The 24042-nt window shown below is 45.9% G+C and carries 22 protein-coding genes and 1 tRNA gene; 8 read left to right on the plus strand and 15 right to left on the minus strand.

The genetic code is table 11. The annotated features are described in order from the left end of the window. A partial coding sequence (locus NC99_RS06525) for an AI-2E family transporter (RefSeq protein ID WP_053181175.1) occupies positions 1 to 803 on the minus strand: 803 nt, incomplete at its 3' end. A gap of 190 nt (positions 804 to 993) precedes the next feature. Between NC99_RS06525 and NC99_RS06530 the strand changes: the two genes are divergently transcribed. Both NC99_RS06530 and NC99_RS06535 read left to right on the plus strand, forming a co-directional pair. Continuing rightward, positions 994 to 1764, plus strand: a complete 771-nt coding sequence (locus NC99_RS06530) for a LytR/AlgR family response regulator transcription factor (protein ID WP_053181178.1) — start codon at positions 994 to 996, stop codon at positions 1762 to 1764. Continuing rightward, complete coding sequence (locus NC99_RS06535; protein WP_053181181.1) at positions 1764 to 2531, plus strand: LytR/AlgR family response regulator transcription factor; 768 nt, start codon at positions 1764 to 1766, stop codon at positions 2529 to 2531. Before NC99_RS06530 ends, NC99_RS06535 begins: the two co-directional genes overlap by 1 nt. Positions 2532 to 2623: 92 nt before the next feature. On the opposite strand, the gene lon is transcribed toward NC99_RS06535, so the two are convergent. The 8 genes from lon to NC99_RS06575 all read right to left on the minus strand — a co-directional run bounded on the left by lon (position 2624) and on the right by NC99_RS06575 (position 12273). Beyond that, the gene (lon, locus tag NC99_RS06540; RefSeq protein WP_239684422.1) at positions 2624 to 5005 is read right to left on the minus strand and encodes an endopeptidase La; all 2382 of its coding nucleotides are present in this window, start codon (positions 5003 to 5005) and stop codon (positions 2624 to 2626) included. Positions 5006 to 5157: 152 nt separating this feature from the next. Next, entirely contained in the window at positions 5158 to 6342 is a 1185-nt protein-coding gene (locus NC99_RS06545; RefSeq protein WP_053181188.1) for a GlmU family protein, read from the minus strand. Between the two features lie 76 nt (positions 6343 to 6418). Beyond that, positions 6419 to 6682, minus strand: a complete 264-nt coding sequence (locus tag NC99_RS06550) for a type B 50S ribosomal protein L31 (protein WP_053181190.1) — start codon at positions 6680 to 6682, stop codon at positions 6419 to 6421. A gap of 80 nt (positions 6683 to 6762) precedes the next feature. Then, positions 6763 to 7938 carry a hypothetical protein gene (locus NC99_RS06555; RefSeq protein ID WP_053181193.1) on the minus strand — a complete coding sequence of 392 codons (1176 nt, stop codon included), beginning with the start codon at positions 7936 to 7938 and terminating at the stop codon, positions 6763 to 6765. 62 nt (positions 7939 to 8000) lie between these two features. After that, positions 8001 to 9167: a hypothetical protein gene (locus tag NC99_RS06560; protein WP_053181195.1), complete on the minus strand. Its 1167-nt coding sequence runs from the start codon at positions 9165 to 9167 to the stop codon at positions 8001 to 8003. Positions 9168 to 9268: 101 nt separating this feature from the next. After that, a complete protein-coding gene (locus NC99_RS06565; protein ID WP_053181198.1) occupies positions 9269 to 10042 on the minus strand; it encodes a Bax inhibitor-1/YccA family protein in 774 nt (257 codons plus the stop codon). 244 nt (positions 10043 to 10286) lie between these two features. Then, complete coding sequence (locus NC99_RS06570) at positions 10287 to 10967, minus strand: DNA alkylation repair protein (protein ID WP_053181201.1); 681 nt, start codon at positions 10965 to 10967, stop codon at positions 10287 to 10289. Between the two features lies 1 nt (position 10968). Beyond that, on the minus strand, positions 10969 to 12273 hold the full coding sequence (locus NC99_RS06575) for a lipid II flippase MurJ (RefSeq protein ID WP_053181204.1): 1305 nt from the start codon (positions 12271 to 12273) through the stop codon (positions 10969 to 10971). 348 nt (positions 12274 to 12621) lie between these two features. Here NC99_RS06575 and NC99_RS06580 point away from each other — a divergent pair, with 348 nt between their 5' ends. The 4 genes from NC99_RS06580 to NC99_RS21605 are packed head-to-tail and all read left to right on the plus strand — an operon-like array spanning position 12622 to position 16668. Further along, complete coding sequence (locus NC99_RS06580) at positions 12622 to 14232, plus strand: tetrathionate reductase family octaheme c-type cytochrome (RefSeq protein WP_239684423.1); 1611 nt, start codon at positions 12622 to 12624, stop codon at positions 14230 to 14232. 38 nt (positions 14233 to 14270) lie between these two features. Then, the gene (locus NC99_RS06585; RefSeq protein WP_053181207.1) at positions 14271 to 14912 is read left to right on the plus strand and encodes a cytochrome b/b6 domain-containing protein; all 642 of its coding nucleotides are present in this window, start codon (positions 14271 to 14273) and stop codon (positions 14910 to 14912) included. 1 nt (position 14913) lies between these two features. Then, positions 14914 to 15429, plus strand: a complete 516-nt coding sequence (locus tag NC99_RS06590; protein WP_053181210.1) for a YeeE/YedE thiosulfate transporter family protein — start codon at positions 14914 to 14916, stop codon at positions 15427 to 15429. 42 nt (positions 15430 to 15471) lie between these two features. Continuing rightward, complete coding sequence (locus NC99_RS21605) at positions 15472 to 16668, plus strand: YeeE/YedE thiosulfate transporter family protein (protein WP_082326347.1); 1197 nt, start codon at positions 15472 to 15474, stop codon at positions 16666 to 16668. Between the two features lie 113 nt (positions 16669 to 16781). On the opposite strand, the gene NC99_RS06600 is transcribed toward NC99_RS21605, so the two are convergent. Continuing rightward, on the minus strand, positions 16782 to 17150 hold the full coding sequence (locus NC99_RS06600; protein ID WP_053181213.1) for a DMT family protein: 369 nt from the start codon (positions 17148 to 17150) through the stop codon (positions 16782 to 16784). A 344-nt stretch (positions 17151 to 17494) separates the two neighbouring features. On the opposite strand from NC99_RS06600, the gene NC99_RS06605 reads away from it, so the two are divergent. After that, positions 17495 to 17571: transfer RNA gene (locus NC99_RS06605), tRNA-His, on the plus strand. Positions 17572 to 17719: 148 nt separating this feature from the next. On the opposite strand, the gene NC99_RS06610 is transcribed toward NC99_RS06605, so the two are convergent. The 4 genes from NC99_RS06610 to NC99_RS06625 form a co-directional block, all read right to left on the minus strand. Further along, on the minus strand, positions 17720 to 18781 hold the full coding sequence (locus NC99_RS06610) for a DUF4185 domain-containing protein (protein ID WP_162231167.1): 1062 nt from the start codon (positions 18779 to 18781) through the stop codon (positions 17720 to 17722). A gap of 227 nt (positions 18782 to 19008) precedes the next feature. Beyond that, the gene (locus NC99_RS06615; protein ID WP_053181220.1) at positions 19009 to 19821 is read right to left on the minus strand and encodes a TPM domain-containing protein; all 813 of its coding nucleotides are present in this window, start codon (positions 19819 to 19821) and stop codon (positions 19009 to 19011) included. A 6-nt stretch (positions 19822 to 19827) separates the two neighbouring features. Then, a complete protein-coding gene (locus NC99_RS06620) occupies positions 19828 to 20268 on the minus strand; it encodes a TPM domain-containing protein (protein WP_053181223.1) in 441 nt (146 codons plus the stop codon). Positions 20269 to 20284: 16 nt separating this feature from the next. Then, the gene (locus NC99_RS06625) at positions 20285 to 20878 is read right to left on the minus strand and encodes a LemA family protein (protein WP_053181225.1); all 594 of its coding nucleotides are present in this window, start codon (positions 20876 to 20878) and stop codon (positions 20285 to 20287) included. A 130-nt stretch (positions 20879 to 21008) separates the two neighbouring features. Here NC99_RS06625 and NC99_RS06630 point away from each other — a divergent pair, with 130 nt between their 5' ends. Continuing rightward, positions 21009 to 23009: a urocanate hydratase gene (locus NC99_RS06630; RefSeq protein WP_053181232.1), complete on the plus strand. Its 2001-nt coding sequence runs from the start codon at positions 21009 to 21011 to the stop codon at positions 23007 to 23009. Here NC99_RS06630 and NC99_RS06635 read toward each other — a convergent pair. Then, the coding region (locus tag NC99_RS06635; protein WP_162231168.1) for a sensor histidine kinase at positions 22949 to 24042 on the minus strand (1094 nt) is incomplete at its 5' end. The two genes, NC99_RS06630 and NC99_RS06635, sit on opposite strands and share 61 nt — an antisense overlap.

Genomic DNA, 24042 nt, shown 5'->3' on the forward strand with positions numbered 1-24042 from the left:
AACCCGACAATGGCGCCAATCCAGGGTCCGAGGTAGGGAATCACATTGAACAACCCGCAAAACAGCCCAATAACAACCGCATGACTAAAGCCGATGCCAACAATGGTCAATCCCAGTGTAACCAAGGTACCCACCATGGTTACTTCAAACAACAGCCCGACAAAATATCGTCGCAGCAAATTGTAGATCGAATGTAAAATACGACTCACTTTCTCTTCGTAGTCAAACGGAACAATCAGCAAGATACTGTCACGAAACATATTTTCTTCCTTCAGAAAAAAGAAGGTGATGAATGAAACGGCAAAGAAAGTAACAAACAATTCACCCAGCGTTCCCGCAACAAATTCAAACACATCGGCCAGCCTCGAAAAATTCAGGCGCTCTCCAAACTGCGCCTTCATCATGGCTACCAATCGGGCATCATTCTCAGGCCCCGGATCTTCACCCATAAACTCCATCCACTGCCGGATCGGCTGTTCAAAAACCTGAACAACTGCATTCAAATCAATAGTCGAAAGCTGCTCAAACTCATTAATCAATAATGGGATTAAAAAGCGAAATGAGCCAATAAAAAATATCCAGAAGATCAATAAGGTGAGAAAAGCTCCGACCGAATTTGAGACGGAAAAACGCCCCAGTTCAAATTTCTGAAAAAAACGTACGACTGGACGACCAACCAACGACAACACAGCCGCAATCAAAACATAGGTTACAATGGCACTAAAATACCACACCAAAAATATAACCACAAGAAAACCAACGATCAGCAAAATATTCCGGGTTCTGCCCTGCACTTTTATCATCGCAACGTTTTTTTACAAATATACCGGATAAATTCAAGTTTTAAAGCGAACCATAGATTAGACAGCCCTGACAAGCCAGCCGGGAAATACCACCGATTGTTAAAACCAGCGGCATTATGCGCTCAAATCGGCCCGCCTATGCAATTGTTGCAGTATTTTTTTAATAAATTTGAAAGCCAATAAAAAAAGTATGACGACTGATAAGTTTAAAGCCTTAATTGTTGATGACGAAAAAGAAGCACGAGATGTGCTAAAATATTTGCTTCGGAAGCATTCGGACGTTGAAAACATTTCCGAGGCGGACAGTACGGAATCGGCCTTGTTCAAGTTTTTGCGAGACAAACCTGAAATCGTTTTCCTCGATTTGGTCATGCCCGGAAAAAATGGGTTCGAATTCATTTCACTGATAAAAAAAGAAAAACTGGACACCAACATTGTCATTGTCAGCTCATACCGGGATATGGCCATCGATGCCATTAAAAATGAAGTGTATGATTTTCTGTTGAAACCGGTCAGTGCAGATAAGCTCGAAACCATCATGACCACAATTAGAAACAGAAAATCGGCTATTCCAAATGCTGAACTCGACGCCCTTTTGACCAATCTCAAACACGAATCAAAACTGAAACTGTCGTCGGCCAACAGCCACATCGTTATTGATCCGAAAGAAATCGTGTATTGTGAAGCAGAAGGCTCTTACACGCACTTTCACCTGGTGAACGGAAATGTGGAACTTGCCAACACGTATCTGGGCAAGATTGAAGAGATACTTGGAAACTACGATTTTTTCAGAATTGGACGTTCCCATTTGATCAACCTCGACAAACTGAAAAGTGTGAGTCGCTACGATAACTCCTGCATTTTAGCTGCCAGCAAAAAAGAGGTCAAACTTTATGGTTCAAAGAAACAAATTCGAGAACTTTGCAAAATTGAGTCAAAAGAAGAGGAAGAAGAAGTTTAATGGCAGAAAACAAACCCATAACGGCAATGATTATTGAAGATGACCTGGAGGCCATCTCTTTGTTGGAAATCTACCTGAAAGCTTTCCGCGAGCTGGAAGTCATCGACAAAACAATGAATCCCAAGCAAGGCATCAAATTGCTTCTGAAAAAAATGCCTGACATTGTGTTTTTGGATATCGACATGCCTGACACCAACGGCATTGAAGTTGCCGAAGCCATTATCGAGCATGAGCTAACTACCGAAATTGTATTCACAACGGCACACAGCAAATACGCCTACAAAACGCTGAAAGTAAAACCACTGGATTACCTGGTAAAACCATTTGGCCCGGAAGAATTAATATCGGTAATTAACCGATACAAGGCGCGGGCAAAGCGCAAAGAGATGGATCGGAGAATGGACTTTTTCATCCGCAACAGCCGGCCCACTCAAAGACTAAAACTCCCCACCGACAGCGGGATTGTCTTTGTCAATCCGGAAGACGTGATGCTAATCCAGGGGCAGGAAAACCAAACCTATATCTTTCTTGCTAACGGAACCGTCGAGCTGGTTACGTCCTTGATTCACAAAATTATTGAACAGATTGACTCGCCCAGCTTCGTGCGAGCCAACCGTGCGGCTTTCATCAACCTGCAATACCTCCGGCGAGTTGACCGCAAAAACAGGGTTTGCACCCTGATCCACCAAAATACGGTGATTGAAGAACCTTTGAACCGGTCGAGTATCACTTTCTTCGAAAAGCTAAACTGCTTTCCAATAACATAAAAACCAGCGCACATTGACCTGTTTTACGCTGGTTTTAATGTTGATTTGCGTCCGAACGGCACGCAAACAATTATCGTAAGAGTTGATGTGCCTTAGCTTTTCAATAGAGCATAATCGAGCACATCGCTAATCGTTTTGACAAAATGAAATTTTAGGCCTTTCAAATAAACGTCCTTAATTTCTTCCAAATCCTTCTTATTATCGGCCGACAGTAAGATCTCTTTAATACCCGCCCGCTTAGCAGCCAAAATCTTCTCCTTGATTCCACCAACCGGAAGCACTTTCCCGCGCAGGGTGATTTCGCCAGTCATGGCAATATTCTTGCGCACTTTCCGCTTCGAAAGGCTGGAAGCCAACGAAGTAACCATCGTTACCCCGGCCGATGGCCCATCCTTCGGAATGGCTCCTTCGGGCACGTGAACATGAAAATTATTGTTATCGAAAACGTTCTGATCAATGCCCAGTTCTTCGCGGTGCGACTTCAGGTACTCCAGGGCCAACATGGCCGACTCTTTCATGACTTCACCCAAATTGCCGGTTAGTGTCAAACCACCCTTTCCGGTGCTTAAGCTCGACTCGACAAACAAAATTTCGCCGCCGTGAGCAGTCCAGGCCAAGCCGGTGACCACACCCGGAATCTCGTTTCCCTGGTAGCTTTCGCGCGTGTATTGCATCACACCCAGGTACTCACGAATATCATCCTTTGTCAGCTTTTTGTTGAACGGCTCTTCAAACGCTATTTTTTTGGCTATCCGTCGAATTACCTTGGCCAGCTTTTTATCCAGTTCGCGCACGCCCGATTCGCGGGTATAGTTCTCCACAATATGTTCCAGCACTTCTTTCGAGAAAGTCAACTGACTTTTCTCCACCCCATGGTTCGCCAGTTGTTTTGGAATCAAGTGCCGTTTGGCAATCTCAATTTTCTCCTCCACAATGTACCCGTTCACATCAATCAGCTCGAGGCGGTCGCGCAGCGGGGCAGCAATGGTGTTCAGCGTGTTGGCCGTTGCCACAAACATCACCTTCGACAAATCGTAATCCAGCTCCACATAATTGTCGTGAAACTCAGCATTTTGTTCCGGATCCAACACCTCGAGCAAAGCCGAAGCCGGGTCGCCATGAAAATCGCTCGAAACTTTATCGATCTCATCCAGAATGAAGACCGGATTTGATGTTTTGGCTTTTTTAATATTCTGAAGAATTCGTCCGGGCATGGCACCAATGTAGGTTTTCCTGTGCCCGCGAATCTCGGCTTCGTCGTGCAAACCACCCAAACTCATGCGGATGTATTTTCGGTCGAGCGCCCGCGCAATCGATTTTCCGAGCGAAGTTTTCCCAACTCCCGGAGGCCCGTACAAACACAAAATCGGTGCCTTCATGTCTTTTTTTAATTTCAGAACTGCCAGGTGCTCCAAAATCCGTTCTTTCACTTTTTCCAAGCCATAATGGTCCTCATCCAGCACTTTTTCAGCATGTTTCAGGTCGAAGTTGTCCTCGGTGTATTCATTCCATGGTAAATCCAGCAAAGTCTGGCAATACGAAAACTGCACCGAATATTCGCCGGCAGCCGGATTTAACCGATGCAACTTATTAACCTCCTTATCGAAAAATTTGGAAACATCTTCGCTCCATTTTTTGTCTTTGGCTGCCGCCTTCATTTCATTGATTTCCTGCTCAATCGGGTTTCCACCCAGCTCATCCTGGATGGTCTTCATTTGCTGATTAAGCAGAAACTCGCGCTGCTGCTGATCCAGATCGGTTTTTACTTTCGATTGAATATCACGCTTCAACTCCAGCATTTGCACTTCCTTCACCAAGTAGGAAATCGCCTGAATTCCCCGCTCACGCACATCGGCAATCTCAAGCAAAGTTTGCTTTTCCTCCACTGCCAGGTCGGTGTTCGAACAAATAAAATTGATCAGGAAAGTAGAGTTCTCAATATTTTTAACGGCAAAAGTCGCTTCGGGCGGCACATTGCTTGAATACTGGGCCACTTTGATTGACAAATCTTTCAACGAACCAACCACTGCGTTAAACTCAGCACTGTTTTCTTTAGGCAGAATTTCATCGAGCAACGAAACCTGCGCCCGGAAATAAGGAAATTCCTCAAGATAATCGATCACCTCAAAACGCCGCTTGCCTTGGATGATAACCGAAGTGGAGCCATCTGGCATTTCCAGAATTTTCAGGATTTGGGCAACCGTACCAACCTGGTACAAATCAGTTTGCTCCGGATCGTCAATACCGCCATCGGTTTGAGTCACGGTTCCCAGCAACTTATCGCCACGAAAAACATCCTGTATCAGTTTCAGCGATTTTTGCCGTCCAACCGTAATTGGAATGACCACACCCGGAAACAAGACTGTATTCCTAAGCGGTAAAATTGGCAGTACTTCGGGTGCCTGAAAGTTTTTCAATTCTTCTTCCGTTCCGTCTGCAATGATCGGAATGATCTCCGACTCTTCGTCTCCCATTCCTGTAAATATTATATTTCCCAGAGATAATCCTTTATTTTCTCCCATTACTTTTTTTTCTGTGATTGTTGTGACAAACTGGCGTAAAAATACCAAAAAATATTCAGGGCTAGTAAGAGTCAATCGCTATGCCAAAAGACTTGATGTCAATTTTAAAAACTGCGAAAGGCAGCTGTTTGCTCGAAAACCGCAGCCAGAATTCCCTGATCTGATTCAGAAAGTGACTGATTACGGCGTTCCATGACTTTGGCTGCCGTGGCAAAAACGGCTTTCAACTGGTGCAATTTGAATCCGCCAGGGCCTCCATCGGCAAACGAAGGAACAAATTGGCGGGGAAAACCCGTGCCGTGAATATTACACGCCACTCCAACCACCGTTCCGGTATTAAACATGCTATTGATTCCAGCTTTGGAATGGTCGCCCATAATCAAGCCGCCAAACTGCAAGCCGGTTTTGACAAAACGCCGGGCAGCAAAATTCCACATTTTCACCTGCTCATAATTATTCTTGAGGTTGGAAACGTTGGTTCCCGCCCCCAGGTTGCACCATTCGCCCAGCACCGAGTACCCCAAAAACCCATCGTGCCCTTTATTGGAGTATCCGGTGATAACAGACTGGCTGATTTCGCCGCCGACTTTGGAATATGGCCCAATGGTCGTGCCACCATAAATTTTGCTACCCATATTCACCACCGAATGTTCGCCCAGGGCAAATGGACCGCGAATCAGCGAACCTTCCATAATCTCCGCATCGGCGCCAATGTATACCGGCCCGGCCGACGCATTGATGGTGACAAACTCGAGTTTTGCTCCGGCTTCCGCAAAAATATGCTCAGGATGAATCAACTGGTTGGTATGACTGATCGGTTCTGATTCGCGATTCTCCGTCAGCAAATCAAAATCAAGCTGAATTTGTCTGGAATTCACTTCAACCAAATCCCATGGATACCGAATCACATCCAACGGCCCCGCAAATTCTTGCCAGTCGATAGCAACTTCTGCTTCAAAATAAGCGGCCAGTAATTCTTCATTCAAACAAACCGCCACTTTCTCACCCTGAATCATAATCCCTTGACCATTTTCCAACAGTTTCACCTGCTCCACAAGCTCGTCGGTGGGACAGATCCGGGCATCAATCAAACAATTTTCCGAGGCTCTCTGCATCGGGAATTTTTGTTGCAGGTACGTTTCCGTTTTCCAGGAATAGGCTCCCGGCAGCCGATGCTCCCACTTTTCGCGAATGGTAAGAATTCCGGTGCGCAGCGCGGCAACCGGGCGCGTAAAACACAAGGGCAGCAGATTCTCGCGGCTTTTTCCGTCAACAAGGATATAATTCATCTTGATATTTTTACAAAAATAGGGCAAAAAAAAAGCTTCGCAAAAGCGAAGCTCGTATATCTGTAATAATCAAAGATTACTTCTTCTTGTTATCCATGTGCTTTTTATAGCGGTTCATGAATTTGTCAACACGTCCAGCGGTATCAACCAATTTCATTTTACCGGTATAAAACGGATGAGAACTACTAGAGATTTCCATTTTTACCAACGGATACTCAACGCCGTCAACCACTTCTGTTTCCTTCGTGTTAACAGTTGATTTAGTCAAATAAACTTCGCCATTCGACATATCTTTAAACGCAACTAAGCGATAATTTTCCGGATGTATTTCTTTTTTCATTGCTGATTCGTTTTCAACATTATTTCAATCGGGTTGCAAAGATAAATACACTTTCTTAATTTCCAAAGATTTTCCATTTTTTATTCATCTTTTTCAGCTCCAATAATGGGAGCCCGCTCAAAGGGTTTGCTCCGGTCGAAAAGGTAGCGCATGGTGTAGTGGGTTTTCACATGTTTTCCACCGACAGATTGATACAAAGCTACAATTTTGGGGTTGAAATCGCCGGCCCACGAAAGCTCCACTTCGGTATATTGCGGCTTTTTCTTCATCAGTTTGTCCTGGTGCCAAAAAATAGCCGACTCGATGCCCGAGCGCTGGTATTTTGGGACCACGCCCATGATCAGAATGCGGGTACGATTAATGACCTTTGTCTTCTTATAATACAGGAACTTGAGCATGTTGATGAAATTCAACTTTCCATTCAGTTTCTGCAAAATCTGGTTGATATCAGGGATCATCACAAACAGGGCAATGGGCTCATCGTCGTGATATGCAAACCAAATCATTTCGGGATCGAGCACCGCTTTCGAGTCCTGGATAAAATCGCGTAAATCCTGCGGATCCAATGGGTTAAAATGCTCATGAAAACGCCAGGCTTCATCATAGATATGACAGAAATCCTTGATGAATCGCTCCGGGTCATTAAAATCGAAATGCTTGAAACTATATCCCGGTTTTTGGGCTACCCAACCGGCAATTTTCCAAAACCGCTCGGGAAAAGGCACCGAATAATCGAGGTGATAACTGAACTGCTTAAAGTACATTTGAAAGCCATAGTTCTCAAACAGTTTCAGATAATACCTGGCATTGTATGGCATGCCGTAACCTTGCGGCATAAACCCATCGACGAGCAAACCCCAGTTCATGTAGTTTTCTCCAAAGTTGACGGGACCGTCCATGGCTTCCATGCCACGCTCCTTCAGCCATTCGCGGGCAGTATCGAACAACAAATCAGCGACTTTCTGATCATCAATACATTCGAAAAAGCCACAACCGCCCGTGGGCTGCTCAAAAGTTTTTGCTTTGTGATAATTGACAAAAGCCGCAATTCGCCCAATCGCTTGGCCGGCATCGTCGAGAATCACCCAACGTTCGGCTTCGCCATTTTTAAACGAAGGGTTTTTGTTCGGATTGAAGGTATTTTCAACCATTCCCTCGATTGGTGCGGCCCAGTTTTTATCGTTCTTATAAATAAGGTGTGGAAGCTGGTGAAACAGCTTCTTGGTTTCTGGATTCTTAACTAGTTGTAATTGCATGCGTTGGTTAATTGTTTGGTGACAAGATACGACAAATAAAAGATCGAATAGATGACATGGCGCTAGTCTTCAATAATGGGTGAGCGTTTAAACTCTTTCTGCCGGTCGAACAAATACCGTAAGGTCAAGTGGGTCTTTTCCCGCTTTCCACCAACGGCTTCAAAGATTGAAATCATTTTTGGGTTGAAATCGCCAACCCAACTGAGTTCCATGTCATTATACCAGTCTTTCCGAAGCAGCACCTGGCGCAGCTGGTAAAAAATCGCCGACTCAATGCCCGACTTTTGATACTGGGGAACAACTCCCATGACAATTACCCGGCAGCCCGTGATCACTTTTCTCCACTTCAGGTAAAGCATCTTGAGTACTTTAAAAACGTTCAGCTTTCCGCTCGGGAAGTATTTAATCAACTGGTTCACATCCGGAATCATCATGAAAAATGCGATTGGTTTTCCATCACGATAAACGAACCAAATAAACTCTTCTTCCAAAATAAGTTTCGAGCTGTTAATCATATCTCGCAGATCCTGCGGCTCAATGATCTTGTAATTATCATGTTTTCGCCAGGCTTCATCGTAGATTTCAATAAAATCAGCAATGTATTTCTCGCGATTTTTAAAGGTGAAATGTTCGTAGTGATAACCCGGTTTTTTAGCCATCCAGGCAGCAATTTTCCAAAAGCGCTCCGGCAAATCGGGGCTGGTAATATTTAAATGATAGCTGTACTGTTTGTAATACGTTTGAAAGCCATAATTTGTCCAAAGCTGATGATAATACTTCGGATTGTAGTTCATTCCAAAACACTGTTGTACAAATCCATCCACCAGCAGGCCCCAGTTAAAAAAGTTTTCGCCAATATTTATCGGGCCATCCATCGCCTCCATGCCTTCAGCAGCCAGCCAGGCCTTGGCGGTATCAAACAACCGATTGGCAACTTCCTGATCGTCGATACACTCAAAAAAACCGACACCGCCTGTTGGTTGGTCAAACTGGCCGGCGTAACCGGGTGTATGAAAGGCGGCAATTCGTCCGGCAAGTTTATCGTTTTTATAAACCAACCAGCGACAAGCACTTCCTTTTTTTAGGGTATTGTTTTTTGTTGGGTCGAAAATATCCTCCACCATCATTCTCAGGGGTGCGACCCAGTTTTTGTCTTTCTTGTATATCGTGTAAGGAAGCCGGTGAAACGCATCCACCTGCTTTTTGTTGGTCACCTCTACTAGCTGCATCGATCTTAAACTTGATTTGAAAGCACCGAAAATACAATATATCGACAGAAAATAAAAACAGGGACCGAAGTCCCTGCCCTATTCCTTTCTATTCATCTTTCTTAATCGCGACTGGCCAACTTGGACAACAGCCTTAATATTTCGATGTATAACCACACCAGCGTCACCATCAAGCCGAAAGCGCCGTACCACTCCATAATCTTGGGGGCGCCACCTTCGGCTCCACGCTGAATAAAATCGAAATCCAAAATCAGGTTTAAGGCCGCAATGCCAACAACCAACAAACTAAAACCAATACTGAAGAGGCTGTTGCCGTGCAAAAAGCCAATGTTTGCACCGAACATGCCCGCAATAAAACTAACAAAATAGATGAGTGCAATGCCTCCGGTGGCGGCTATAATGGCCATTCGAAACTTACCCGTTGCCCGTATTTTCCCGGAGCGAAACAAAAACAGCATGATAAAAAACACTCCGAAGGTCAAAGCCACAGCGCGCATAACCAAGCCAGGATATTGTGCTTCGAAAAAAGCGGAAAGTCCTCCCAGGAAAAGTCCTTCGAGAACCGCGTAAATGGGAGCTGTAATGTTGGAATAGCGCGGACTAAACACCGTGATGATGGCCACGATAAAGCCGCCAATTCCGCCACCAATCAACCAGGGAGCTACGGCTGAAAAAGCGCCTTCGGTGGAGCCAAATTCGTACACCCCAAAAAATTTGCGCCAGGTAAAGGCCGCGGCGAACGCCAAAATCAGAAACATTAAGCCTGTTTTATTTACTGTTCCCTCAATGGTCATCACATCAGTTTGAGCACCGGTTTGGACCTTGCTAAACACCGAGTTCGATAAAGCGGGATTTGATGATTTCGTCAAATTCATAGTTTGTTCTTTTTAATATTATCTGTAGCCTATCTATAAAAATCGTACCAATTTCCGGACACTGACATTTTGTACTCGTTAGAGAAAACCGAAGCCGATCATAAAAGTTCAGGCCAGCTTGCTGCGCTTTCACTGTTGTTGGGCCCAGGTGAATTCATAGCATCCCGGCTCAATTTCAATCCGGACTTCATCAGCCTTTTCCACAACTCCGCGATTTACCGGATGGCCAACCAGCCCTTTCAATTTACATTTCCGCAAGATCTTCCAACAACAGACCGGCCATTTTCTGGGCCTGTTCTTCGTCCATGTCTTGCGCCAACTCAAGAAACTCCTTGCATTTGGCTTTGAGCTGCTCGCTGCGGTTGGCCACAATCAGCATGCTGCGATAAAAAATTTGTCCCAAATCCGGGTCTTTTATCAAAGGGAAGATGACGACAAAAAAAGGCTCAAACATCTCATCGATGGCCTTTTTATCGACCATAGCCAAACGGCCCATCAAATGCAAGCCAGTGTAACGAACCAGGTGCTTTTTGCCACGACACCATTCGAGCGCTTTTACGTAGGCAAATTTCGTGTGCACAAACAGGTTGGCTACCGCCTGCTCCGCAATTTCGGTGGTTGTAAAACTTTTGGTCCAAAAATCAAGCTGCTCTTCGGTTACCTTGTCAGGTTCGTCAAGCAAAGTGGCCAGAATCATGGTCTCGCGCCATTGTTTGTTCCACAGTTTGAGGGCCAGCAAGTGATTCCGCTCATAGCTTTTTGCCAGGTCGCGCAGCGAAATGACCGATGCGCCCCAATTGATTTTATACACCAAACCATAGGCTTTCATCTGCGCAACAGTTTCCCCGTTTTTCAATCGCCTGATTTTCGCCAGCAACTCACGAAACTGTCCATCAACAACCGGATCATCAAGAAGTATATCCATATCAATAAATTACAAACTCAACAATAAAAAAGATCAGCAACAAAAGTAATGAATAGAACAGGTGCCTGAAACTATTTTGGTAACTTATTGGCGCGATATTTAACCTGCGATTGAGCACAAAAACCAAATATATTTTCTCGAACAAGTAGGCTACAACCGTGGCATAAGCGACGCCTGCGATGCCCCAAACGCGGACAAGCACTAAACTAAGCGACACATTCAGAATCAGCTCCAAAAACGAGGCCCGGGCAATCAAAGCTGTCTGTTTCAGTCCAATCAAAATGGTTTGCGGAAAAACAAGCCTGCTGATAATCAAGAGTAAATAAATATTAAAGATCGTGGCACTTTCAGCAAAATCAGCGTTAAAAACAATGGGAAACAGGGTGTGGCTACACACCAACAGTAAAGCGGTTAGCGGAAAGAGCAGGTTAGCCAGGCGTCCCGATTCCTTTTTGATGCGGGCCAGCGAAGCTTGCAAAACCGCACTGTTCGAAAACTCGGGCAACATGGCATTACTAAAAGCGTTGGCCAACAAAATAGCCAGCGGCAACTCGCGGGCGCCGTAGCGAAATACAGCAAATGTTGCTTCGTCGAACCGGGAGCTAACAATAAAACCATCGACATACTGAGCCGAACCGCTCAGCAAGGCCGAAAGGATTAAAGGCGCTGACAAGCCCAGGTGTTCGCGAATGAATGCCATTGAAAACTTGGTTTCTTGGGATTTGAACATCAAGGCCAGCAAATAAAGATAGCGCAACACCGCCACCAACAGTAAGCCATACAAAGCAAAGCGAATATCCAGCTTGAACAGAACAGGAAGCACCACCAGCGCAATCATTGCCGAAAAACCAGCCGCTCCGTAATAAACTATATTCCGCGGCTCATTCCGAAGTAAAAAGAAATACTCAATCAGGTTGGCCGGGACACTAAAAAAAAGGTAAGCCAGCAAAAGGCCCAGGTAAGGAATTTCACTTCCGCCCAACACCGCTCTTCCAACCAGATTTCCGGAAACAGCCAGCAAAGTGACGACCAACAGGGTGAAAAAACTAATCAGCAAAAAGGAATTAAAAACCGGCGATGCGCCATCGTTTCGCGACTCCTTTGCCATTGGAAGCAAACCACGGATTAAACCATTCAGCCAAAAGAAACTGACTCCTCCGGCCAGAAACAAAAATTGCTCATATTTTCCGATTGACTGGGTGCTTAAAGTGGTTTTTGTGAAGACAATCCCAATCAAAATAAATGCTCCAAACCGCATCAATTGAAACAGCTGCAAGGATGAAACCGATGTCAGTTTGAAATTCATAAACCAAATCTATAAATAAAACTAGCTATCCGGCAATTGGATTGCCTCTTTTATCCAAGGTCATGGCATGACAATCAATCATTCGACTAATCATAAATAGAAGATAATCCGATCCGTAAATAATCTTTAGAATACAATCAAGCCGTAATTTAGAGTGATTATAAATTAAAGACGAACTCACACACAAAAAGCTTAATTTCAATTGATTATAAATAAAAAAATGAACTCTCCCAACAAACACATACAATAATCTATACATTGTCATACTTTGATTTGTAAATATCAATATATTTGCAAATCAAAATCACTTTAGTTCACGAATTTGACACAAACAAAAACCTGCAAACGATGAAAGTCATGCATAGAAACATACTTTTTACGATCATCGCCATCCTGGTGGTTTTAATTTTGGTTAATGTACTCCACGAAGCACCAACGTACAATCTGAAGCTTGAAACGTTGAAGCAGGAATATGCCATCAAGCCCACGCCATCGGTTGACCACAGCAAGCTGGAGATTCTTCAGCAAAATTTTGAAACCCCGCAGGAAGTTACGGCAGCCTGCATTTCGTGCCACACCGAAACCCATAAGGAAGTGATGGCTTCGTCGCACTGGAACTGGGAACGGCTGTCGTATGTTGAAGGCCGTGGAATTTCAGCTTCCGGTAAAAATACGCTGCTTAATAATTTCTGTATTGGCTCAAACTCGAACCAACAAGCCTGCGCTGCGTGCCACATCGGATTTGGAATGAACGATGATCATTTTGACTACAAAAATGCGCTGAATGTGGACTGCATGGTTTGCCACGACAACAGCGAAGAATACAAAAAAGGAACTTCCATGGCCGGCTATCCGGATCGGACGGTAAACCTCCAGAAAGTAGCCCAGTCGGTTGGAACGCCTCAACGAAACAACTGTGGTTCGTGTCACTTTTTCAGCGGTGGCGGCAACAATGTAAAACACGGCGATTTGGAAGTGGCCCAATTGTCGACCACACGCGACGTGGATGTGCACATGGCTGTTAACGGCATGAATATGAGCTGCGTAGATTGCCACACAGCCGAAAATCATCAGATCATCGGAAAGCTCTATTCGGTATCAACAAACAATACCGACCGCGCCACTTGTGAGCAGTGCCACACCAACACGCCACACTTCAGCCATGTGCTCAACCGGCATGGATCGAAAGTTTCATGCCAGGCCTGCCACATTCCGGAATACGCCAAGGTGAACGCCACCAAAATGGCCTGGCATTGGTCCGAAGCCGGTAAAATGAAAGATGGAGAACCTTATCATGAGGAAGACTCGATTGGCAACCACCGGTATTTGTCGATGAAAGGTTCGTTTAAATGGGAGCAAAACGTGAAGCCCGACTACGTTTGGTTTAACGGAACTGCCGACCAGTACCATCTGGGTGACAGCATTACTTCGGTTCCGGTACAGATCAACACGCTATACGGCAATTACAGCGATCGAAATTCAAAAATTATCCCTGTAAAAATTCATGTGGGTGACCAGATTTACGACAAGGAATTCAAGCGATTGATCCAACCCAAGCTCTATTCTGAAAACGAAGGCGACAGCGCTTTCTGGAAAGATTTTGATTGGGAAAAGGCGTCGATTGCGGGGATGCACGAGGTCGGTTTGCCTTTCAGCGGAAACTACGGTTTTGTTGAAACAGAAATGTACTGGCCCGTGAACCACATGGTGGCGCCCAAAGAGCAAGCTTTGAGCTGCGTTGAATGTCACTCGCCCGACGGGCGGCTGGCCGGGCTGGAAGGCTTTTACATGCCCGGACGCGACCGCAACAAAACACTCGACACCGCCGGAACCTGGTTAATCGTTCTCGCACTGCTTGCAGTTGTTGGGCACGGTTTGACGCGAATTATATCCACCATCGCGAAAGACAAATACGAAAAGCAGGTGATTGACTACAGACAAGAAGATTTAACCGACTAAAACAGCAGTTTTCAACTTTCAATTCAAAAAATCAAGTTATGCGAAAAGTCTATATATACAAAGGATTTGAACGTTTCTGGCACTGGACCCAAGCTGCGCTCATACTGTTTCTGGCGGTCACCGGCTTCGAGGTGCATGGATCATTCGAAATATTTGGGTTCGAAAAAGCAGTCCAGTTTCACCGGGTGGCCTCATGGATGCTCATCGGCCTGATTGTGTTTGCCATTTTCTGGCACATCACCACGGGCGAGTGGAAACAGTACATTCCAACCACCAAAAAGCTGAAAGAACAGCTGGTCTATTACGTGTCGGGAATTTTTAAAGGCGAAAAACATCCAACCGCCAAAACGGAACTCAGCAAGCTGAATCCGTTACAGCGCATGGTTTACCTGAGCTTCAAACTCATTTTGATTCCAATGACCATCATTTCCGGCATTTTTTACATGCTCTACAAAACCATTGACCAAAACAACCTGGTGGTGGTAGAAGATTATCCGCTCGAAAGCATCGCTTTTTGGCATACGCTTGGAGCGATCTTGCTCATGGTTTTTTTGATCGTCCATGTTTACATGACCACCACCGGCGAAACGCCAACGTCAAACATCAAGGCCATGCTGACCGGATACGAAGACCTGGAAGATGAACACACGGAAAATGAACCCTTAAAAAATACCCACTAAGATGAAACCAAAACCATACATGAATCCCTATTTAGCCGGTGTCCTGCTGGGACTGGTTTTACTTTTGACCATCTACATTACCGGCCGCGGACTGGGGGCCAGTGGTGCCGTAAAAAGCGTGGTGCTGGAAATGGTCTCAAACCTGGCTCCGGAACATACGGCCAACACAGCCTATCTGAAAAACTATGCGGAAAACAATCCGGGTGGCCCGCTAAAAGACTGGCTTTTTTTCGAAGTGGTTGGCGTGCTGATTGGCGCATTCCTCTCGGGCGTAATCAGTAACCGGATGGGCTTAAAGCTGGAGCGCGGCCCAAAAATCACGAACCGGACTCGGATTATTGCAGCCATTGCCGGCGGCTTTCTCTTCGGACTCGGCTCCCAGCTGGGACGTGGATGCACCAGTGGATCGGCCTTAAGTGGCATGGCCGTGATGTCGTTTGGCGGAATCATTACCATGCTCGCCATTTTCGGAAGCGGCTACTTTTTTGCTTATTTCTTTCGAAAACTGTGGCTTTAAATTTTCAATTTAATCTTTCAATCAATCCTTCAATCCATCAATATGGGACCATTAGTACCTTATCTCATTAGCAACGAATTTAACCTGGTGATTGCCCTGCTTGTCGGCATCGGGTTTGGCTTTGTATTGGAACAGGCCGGCTTCTCGTCGACCAAAAAACTGGCTGGCCTTTTCTACGGCTACGACTTCACGGTGCTGAAAGTATTTTTTACAGCCGGCGTAACCGCCATGATTGGCGTCTTGCTGTTCGGACACTGGGGAATTCTCGACCTGAGTTTAATCTATATCAACCCGACATTCCTTTGGTCAGCTTTAGTGGGTGGAGCTATCATGGGTCTGGGCTTCATCATTGGTGGTTTTTGCCCCGGAACCAGCATTTGTGCTGCCGCGATTGGCAAACTCGATGCCATGGCTTTTGTGTTTGGCTCGGCTCTGGGAGTCTTCGCTTTTGCTGAAAGTTATCCTTTATGGGAAGACATTTACCTGGCCGAAAACTGGGGCCCGGTGCTGATTAGTGAACAACTGAACCTGTCGAAAATCACCTTTGCCGTGCTGCTTACGGCTGTCGCCATAGCCGCCTTCTATTTCACGCATTTAATCGAAAACAAAGTGACCAAACGCCAAACGGAAGTCACCAAAAACAAGCGGAACAATTATGCGATTGCCGGCGCCCTGGCTTTTGTGTTGATTGCCATTGTTGCCTTTTCTCCTTCCAAAGAGGAGATGATTGAAAGCCGGGTCAGTTCGCCTAAAAGGCATCAGGAATACCCTTTCAAGGAAGTTACTTCCGACCAGCTGGCCTTCGAAATAGCCCACAATTTTCACCAGATCAATGTGATTGATGTTCGGTCGCCCGAGGAATACGAAAGCTACCATTTGCCACTGGCCATTAATATTCCGTTGGAAGAAATTGACGACCGGAAATGGGAAAAAATTTTCAAACAGAAAATAAAGGCCAACTATTTTTATGCCGACCACGACAGCGTAGCCAAAAAGGCATATTTGCTGTCGAACTATGCCGGAAAATCGGCCAATTACTTGCTGAAGGACTCGTCGTTCGACTTCCGGAAATTGTACTCGAACATTGAAGCGCCGGTGGCCAATGCGTCCAAAGAGGTGATGAACTCCTACAACTACCGGCAAAAGCTGGCCATCGACATGGAAAAACTGGTTGAAGCCATGAGCAACCTGAACAAGCCTGTGCCGATAAAAACCGTAGCCGCCAAGGGCGGTTGTTAACGGTCTTCGGATGTTTCAACTGAAAAGTTTTAGAAAGACCAAACAAGAGCAGCTGGCCAATCGGTCGGCTGTTCTTGTTTGGTATCGGCTTGTCAAAACCGGATCAACTGGCTTTACTTCTTAAAAATGAAATAGACTGCCAGAACCAGAAATACAAAGCCAATCAGGTGATTCCACCGAAAGGTCTCGTTCCGGAAAACCAGCACGGCAAACACTGAAAACACAAGCAGGGTAATCACCTCCTGGATCACTTTGAGCTGGATGAGCGAAAACGGGCCGCCATGATCGCGAAACCCAATGCGGTTGGCCGGTACCTGGAAAGCATACTCAAAAAGTGCAATTCCCCAACTGATTAACACGATCGATACCAGTCCCCATTTGTTGAACCACTTCATTTCACCAAACTTCAGGTGCCCGTACCAGGCAAAGGTCATAAAGGCGTTCGATAAAATCAGTAAGCCAATGGTAAGCCATGCTTTCATCTATTTTTTCAATGTTGGTTAAGAAATACTAAGTCCAAAAAAGTGCAGCAAATCTATGAAAATCCAACCCACAAAATTCACTTGCATCGAAATTAAAAATACGGGGGGAAAAACGACCTGCTGACCGGCTGCTGCTTTTCAATGTCCCAGACTCCAAATCATTTTTCCTTACCTTGATCCGGCCCCTTACTCCGCCGCTTCCAGCGCTTTTCACTCATCCCAAAATGATCCCTGCTAACCTTATAATTCCGGTGAAAAAATATTCTTCAATTTTGCTGAAATTTTATATCAGAAAAAATAAAAATGTTATATTTGCACCCGCTTGCAAACAGCAATGCAACATGGTGGTTGTAGCTCAGTTGGTTAGAGCACTGGATTGTGGTTCCAGGGGTCGTGGGTTCAAATCCCATCATCCACCCCAAAGTGAAAAGCTCCGTCAAAAATGATGGAGCTTTTTTATTTCAAGCCTGACACGGCAACTTATGGCGCAAAAAGCCTAAAAAAGCCGGATCCAATTTTTGCCGTATCCCTTGACAGAAAACTTCCAGCCGGTTTCAAGGACGACCCGCCTATTGACGAGATTCGAAATTTATGCGAATGATTTTAGGGAAATATATTTCCTCGCTGTGCAGTAACTTCGTAAAATCGAAGTTATTGATATTATAAGTTACAATAAGTCCATCCGAATCATATTCCGGATGTGCATTGGCTGTGTAAACATAGTCATCATCCTCTTTCAGGGCAGGCGTATAGACGATTGCCGGCTCAGACCAAGGACCATAAAGCTGGTCTGCAAGGCGGTATCCAATTGAAGCTTTCCCAAAACCATAAGTTTGTATCTGTATGAATTTTCTTAAGTTTGGCTCATAGTGCACCGAAAACTCCGTTTGTCCAAAGAAAAGAGATGATGATTTTGGCTCTTCAAAAACCTTGCTCGTCCAGGAACCTTCAACCCACCATTCCATGGCTGACAAATCGCCACTAATTAATTCATCTTTGCCAATACGAAACAAATAAGTCTCATGCGTTGCAGGTTCTTTGGTGCCAAAAGCATAAACAAAGCGCTCATCTTGCAGTACTGCTGAAGACCCAACAATGACACCGAAAGTGTTTGGACCTTTGTAATAGTTTATTTTCCATTCATCGGGAGCCTCTACCGGATTATCGATTACAGCAACATACCAACCCACAGATTCAAAGCCCATCCCTGAACTTGTTGCCATTTCTTCCATTAAAAAAATGACCAGCTTATCATTGATTACTGCTCCGTGGCCTGTCCAAAACCAATTTTCTCCCGGTATTTTAAAAAAATCGTCAGGCTCTTGCTTCGTCCCCTTATAGTAATAGGTCAATCCGGAGTTTAACGAAATCGAGTCTTGAATTGCGATACTATTTCGAATCATTCCTTTAGAATTAGACCGCCTACCTGTCCCATCCTGATCAATAAACGTATCGCTGAAAAGCCAAAGAACTTTGCCAGAACCAAGCTGCACGGTGGCTGCACCATCGGCACCTCTCCAGAAGCTATCTTTTTTGAAGATGATATTATCTACCTCTTTTACAATTGTTTTCTGATCCTGAGCCAACAAAAATCCCGGTACAAAAATAATTAGAAATACGATTAGTCTCATGTTGTTTGTTATTACAGTCAGCTTCTGCATTTCGTCTGTTGTCTATATAAACTGCTGTTAAATTAAAAAGTAAAATTGAGATGGCTTATCATTGGGAGAACGCCAGTTAAGATCAGTCTTTTTTAGCAAAAAAAAATTGAACATGCTGAAACGTGAAACCCAAGGATGGACTTGCAACAAAAAAAGTGTTCTGTTTGGCTTTCACCATTGCGAACGTTCGTTGGGTGTTACCAGCTTCCACCGGCGCCACCACCGCCAAAGCTTCCGCCGCCAAATCCGCCGAAACCACCTCCGCCGCCAAAGCTTCCGCCTCCGCTGGAGAAATTACCAAACGAACCCCCGTGACTGCGGCCCGAACCCATCATGCCTCCCATAAGCAACCAGAAAGGCAAACTGCTTGCCCGGCCTCTTCCACCGGCATTGTAATAGCGGCTTTTCCCTCGAAAAATCGGGATGATCACAAAAAAGATCAGGAAGAAGAGTAGGATAAATGGAAACCCGCCTTGGCCACCGCTGGCCTTTTCGTGGTATTCCTGGGCCGAAAACTCACCCTTGGCGAGCGACATAATGACTTGGGTTCCGTTGTACAATCCGCCAAAGGTATCGCCTTGCTTAAAGCGCGGAATCATTTCGTAATCCACAATGTCGCGGTTGGCAATGGCATCCGGGATGACCCCTTCGAGGCCGTAACCAACAGCCACAAAAACCTGCCCGCGTTCATTGCCAACTTTGGGTTTGAACAGTACCACGACACCATTGTCCTTGTCGCCTTGTCCAATTCCCCACTCCTCACCAATCCGAAAGGCAAAATCGCCGGCATCGTAACCATTCAGACTGGGTACGGTGACAATCGCAATCTGGTTGGAGGTTTCGCGGGCAAACTGCACCAGCTCCATCTCCATGCGCTGCTCTTCGGTATCGGAAAGCACATCGGCCAAATCATTCACCAACCGCGGCGGATTGGGCCGTTCGGGCAGATCCTGAGCGAACGAGGAAAATGAAATAAATACAATGAGTAAAAATGAAAGTTTTTTGAACATGCTGCTTTATTTTTTTCCGAATGAAATATCATCGGATAATTCGTTGACATCATCAGTTTGGTGGGGAAAGTGTGCTTTTAACTGCTCGCCGGCCATTCGAATGCCTTCAGCCAAACCATCGGCAAACCGTCCTTCCCTGAACTTCGAAAGCATGTGCCCCTTAATTTGTTCCCAAAAATCGACGGGCACTTTGGCATTGATTCCGGCATCGCCCAAAATCGCAAATTTATGGTCGTCCACCGCCAAATAAAACAGCACCCCGTTGCGAAGTTCGGTTTTATGCATATCGAGCGTTTTAAACCAGTGGGCAGCGCGGTCCAGCACATCTTCCGGACATTTGCCTTCGACATGCACCCGCACTTCGCCCGAGGTGTTCAACTCGGCTGCTTTCACCGCGTCGGTTATTTGTTTCTTCTCTGCGTCTGTAAAAAAGTTTTGTACTGACATGGCTCTCCTTCTCTTTTTAGTCGAAACTTACTTCGGGTGCGCGTTCTGCACCTTGCTCCGCTTCAAAATAAGCTTTCTTTTCAAAACCGAACAAATTAGCATAAATGTTTTTGGGGAACGTACGAATATAAGTATTAAACGACTGCGCACTTTCGTTGAACTTACGGCGCTCCACCGTAATCCGGTTTTCGGTGCCTTCCAACTGGGCCTGCAAGTCCAGGAAGCTCTGATTGGCTTTCAGGTCGGGATAACGTTCCACCACCACCATCAACCGGCTCAACGCTGAGCTCAGCCCGGCTTGCGCCTGCTGAAACTGTTGCAACGACTCTTCGTTCAGGTTTTCCGGGTTCACGTTCACCGAAGTCGCTTTCGAACGCGCTTCGATCACGCCTTCAAGCGTTTCCTGTTCGTGCGAGGCATACCCTTTCACTGTATTTACCAGGTTGGGAATCAAATCAGCCCGGCGCTGGTAAACATTTTCCACCTGCGCCCAACTGGCATCTACTGCTTCATCGCGCGACACCATCGTATTGTAAGTTCCCTTCACCGAGGAGTACATGATGAATATAACCACTGCAATTACAGCTAAAATAATCCAGGTCTTTTTCATTTTTTATCTACTTTTTTAATGTTTCACAAATGTTATAAAACCGAACGAAAATCACTGTTTCTTTTCGGGGAATGTCGCAATTTTGTCGTTAGGCCAATGGTCTCAAAAGGTGAACCAAAAATTCAGGGATATGACAAAAGCAGCATTTCAGGAACAAATCAAAGCAGGCATTCCCCAACAGCTTCCACCGTTAAAAGCCTACCAACCGGAGATTAACCACGCGCCAAAGCGAAAAGATGTCCTTTCAAAAACCGAAAAAATTCAGGCTTTAAGAAATGCCCTTCGCTATTTCCCGCAGCACCAACATGCCATTTTGGCACCGGAGTTTGCCGATGAGCTAAACACTTTTGGCCGGATTTACATGCAGCGACTGCGCCCCGATTACGAAATGAAAGCCCGACCCATCACCGACTACCCGGCCCAATCAACACAGGCCGCAAGTATCATGTTGATGATCCAGAACAACCTCGACCACGCCGTGGCCCAGCATCCGCACGAGCTGATTACCTATGGCGGCAACGGGGCGGTTTTTCAGAACTGGGCGCAATACCGGCTGTGCATGCAATACCTTTCGGAAATGACTGACGAGCAAACGCTGGTGCTCTACTCCGGACACCCCATGGGTTTGTTTCCTTCACATCGTGAGGCACCGCGCTTGGTGATCACCAACGGGATGGTCATTCCAAATTATTCCAGCCGCGACGATTACGAAAAGATGAACGCGATGGGTGTGACTCAATACGGCCAAATGACTGCCGGCTCCTTCATGTACATTGGTCCGCAAGGCATTGTGCACGGAACAACGATTACACTGATGAATGCAGCCCGCCTGCAGGGATCCAAAACAATGGCCGGCAAACTGTTCGTTTCTTCAGGCCTCGGCGGCATGTCGGGCGCGCAGCCCAAAGCCGCCAAAATAGCTGGTATGGTTGGCGTGGTGGCCGAGGTGAATCTGAAAGCCACACAAACCAGGTACGAGCAAGGCTGGGTAGATGAAGTTTTTGCTGATTTGGATGCCTTGATCCGGCGAATCGATACCGCCCGGCAAAACAAGGAAGCTGTTTCGCTGGCTTACCAGGGAAACATTGTTGACTTGTGGGAAAAGCTCGCCCGCGAAAAGATCCCCGTTGATTTGGGCTCGGATCAAACTTCGCTGCACAATCCCTTCGGCGGCGGCTATTATCCTGTCGGATTGAGTTTTGACGAATCGAATCGCATGCTGGCCGAAGAACCGGAACGATTCAAACACGAAGTGTACAAAAGCTTGCGTCGTCACGTGGCGGCCATCAACCAAATGGCTGCCCATGGCCTCTACTTTTGGGATTATGGAAATGCCTTTTTGCTCGAAGCCAGCCGTGCCGGTGCCGACATGTACGACCCGCGAGGTGAATTTCGCTATCCATCGTATGTGCAAGACATTATGGGCCCCCTATTTTTCGACTACGGTTTTGGGCCGTTCCGGTGGGTATGCACTTCGTGCAATCCAGCCGATTTGGAAAAAACCGATGCGATTGCCGCTTCCGTTCTGAAAGACATTTATGCGCACTCGCCTGCCGAAATTCAGCCTCAAATGCAGGACAATATTCACTGGATTGAATCCGCCGGCAAAAACCAGCTGGTGGTCGGCTCGCAAGCCCGGATTTTGTATGCCGACGCGGAAGGACGAATAAAAATTGCGCTCGCTTTTAACGAAGCCATCCGGATTGGACAAATTTCGGCACCAATTGTCTTGGGCCGCGATCACCACGATGTGTCGGGCACCGATTCGCCCTATCGTGAAACCTCAAACATTTATGACGGTTCATCGTTGACTGCCGATATGGCCATTCAGAATGTGATCGGCGATTCCTTCCGGGGCGCCAGCTGGGTGTCTATTCATAATGGCGGAGGTGTCGGCTGGGGCGAATCGATCAATGGAGGATTTGGACTAACCATTGACGGCTCAGAAGAAGCCGACCGGCGCATTAAAATGATGTTGCACTGGGATGTGAACAATGGTATTGCCCGCCGAAACTGGGCCGGAAATCCATCAGCCAACTTTGCGATCAAACGCGCCATGGAACTCCACCCTCAACTTAAAGTGACGCTACCGGAAATTTGCCCGGATGAACTACTGGAGGGTTTGTTTTGAGTTTTCTTCGATTGATATTTATTCAGGGTGAATGCAAACGTGCTGCCTTCGCCAGGCTTGGAATCCACACGGATGGTTCCGCCATTCATCTCCACAAACTCACGACACAAGATCAGTCCGAGGCCCGATCCCTTCTCGTTTTCAGTTCCGTAGGTTGACAGGTGATCGTTCTCATCAAAAAGCCGGACAATATCTTTTTCAGCGATTCCCACACCGGTGTCTTTCACGCTCACTTCATATTGATTGCCATCTATTTCTCTGACTTTCAGCCTGACTTTTCCATTTTCGGGCGTAAACTTGACGGCATTGGAAAGCAGGTTTCGAATAATCAGATCCACCATATTGTGATCGGCATAGACCAAAACATCAGATGCAATGTTCGATTTCAATTTAATGTTCTTGCGTTCGGCCAGTCGCGTATGCAGAATCATGTTGTTTTTCACCACCAAGTGCAACTTCAATTTTTCAGGCTTAAACTGGATGCTGTTCTTTTGCGTTTTGGCCCATAACAACAGGTTATCGAGCAGAAAGTAGGTGTTTTCAGCTTCATCGCGCAGTTCATTCAAAATTTGATTGCGAAGTTCCTCGGTGAACATTTCCGGAAATTCGGCTAACTGACTGACCACATCTTTGAATGCACCAATGGGGTTGCGCAAATCGTGCCCGATAATAGACAGGAACTTGTCCTTGGTTTGGTTGACCCGAATCAACTCTTCGTGCTGTTCGAGTATTTGCATGTTCTTTTGGTGCAATAAGTCATTGGCCTTTTTGCGCGCCTTGTTGTACCGGAGCGATAATCCAACGACCACCACCAACAAAACAATGGTAATAATTAAAGTACGCGACTTGTTCTTTTGCTTGACAAGCTGCAAGTCTTTAATCTCATTGTTCTTTTGGAGAAGATCAATTTCATTTTGTTTTTCAGAAATATCCTTCTCTGCACGATGAAGCGCCAACTGATGCTTTTGCTTTTCCTGGTTCAGCGAATCGGTGATCTCGACATACTTTTTGTAATTCACCAGCGACTCGTAGT

The organism is Sunxiuqinia dokdonensis (genome assembly GCF_001270965.1).
In the GTDB taxonomy this organism is placed as follows: Bacteria; Bacteroidota; Bacteroidia; order Bacteroidales; family Prolixibacteraceae; genus Sunxiuqinia; species Sunxiuqinia dokdonensis.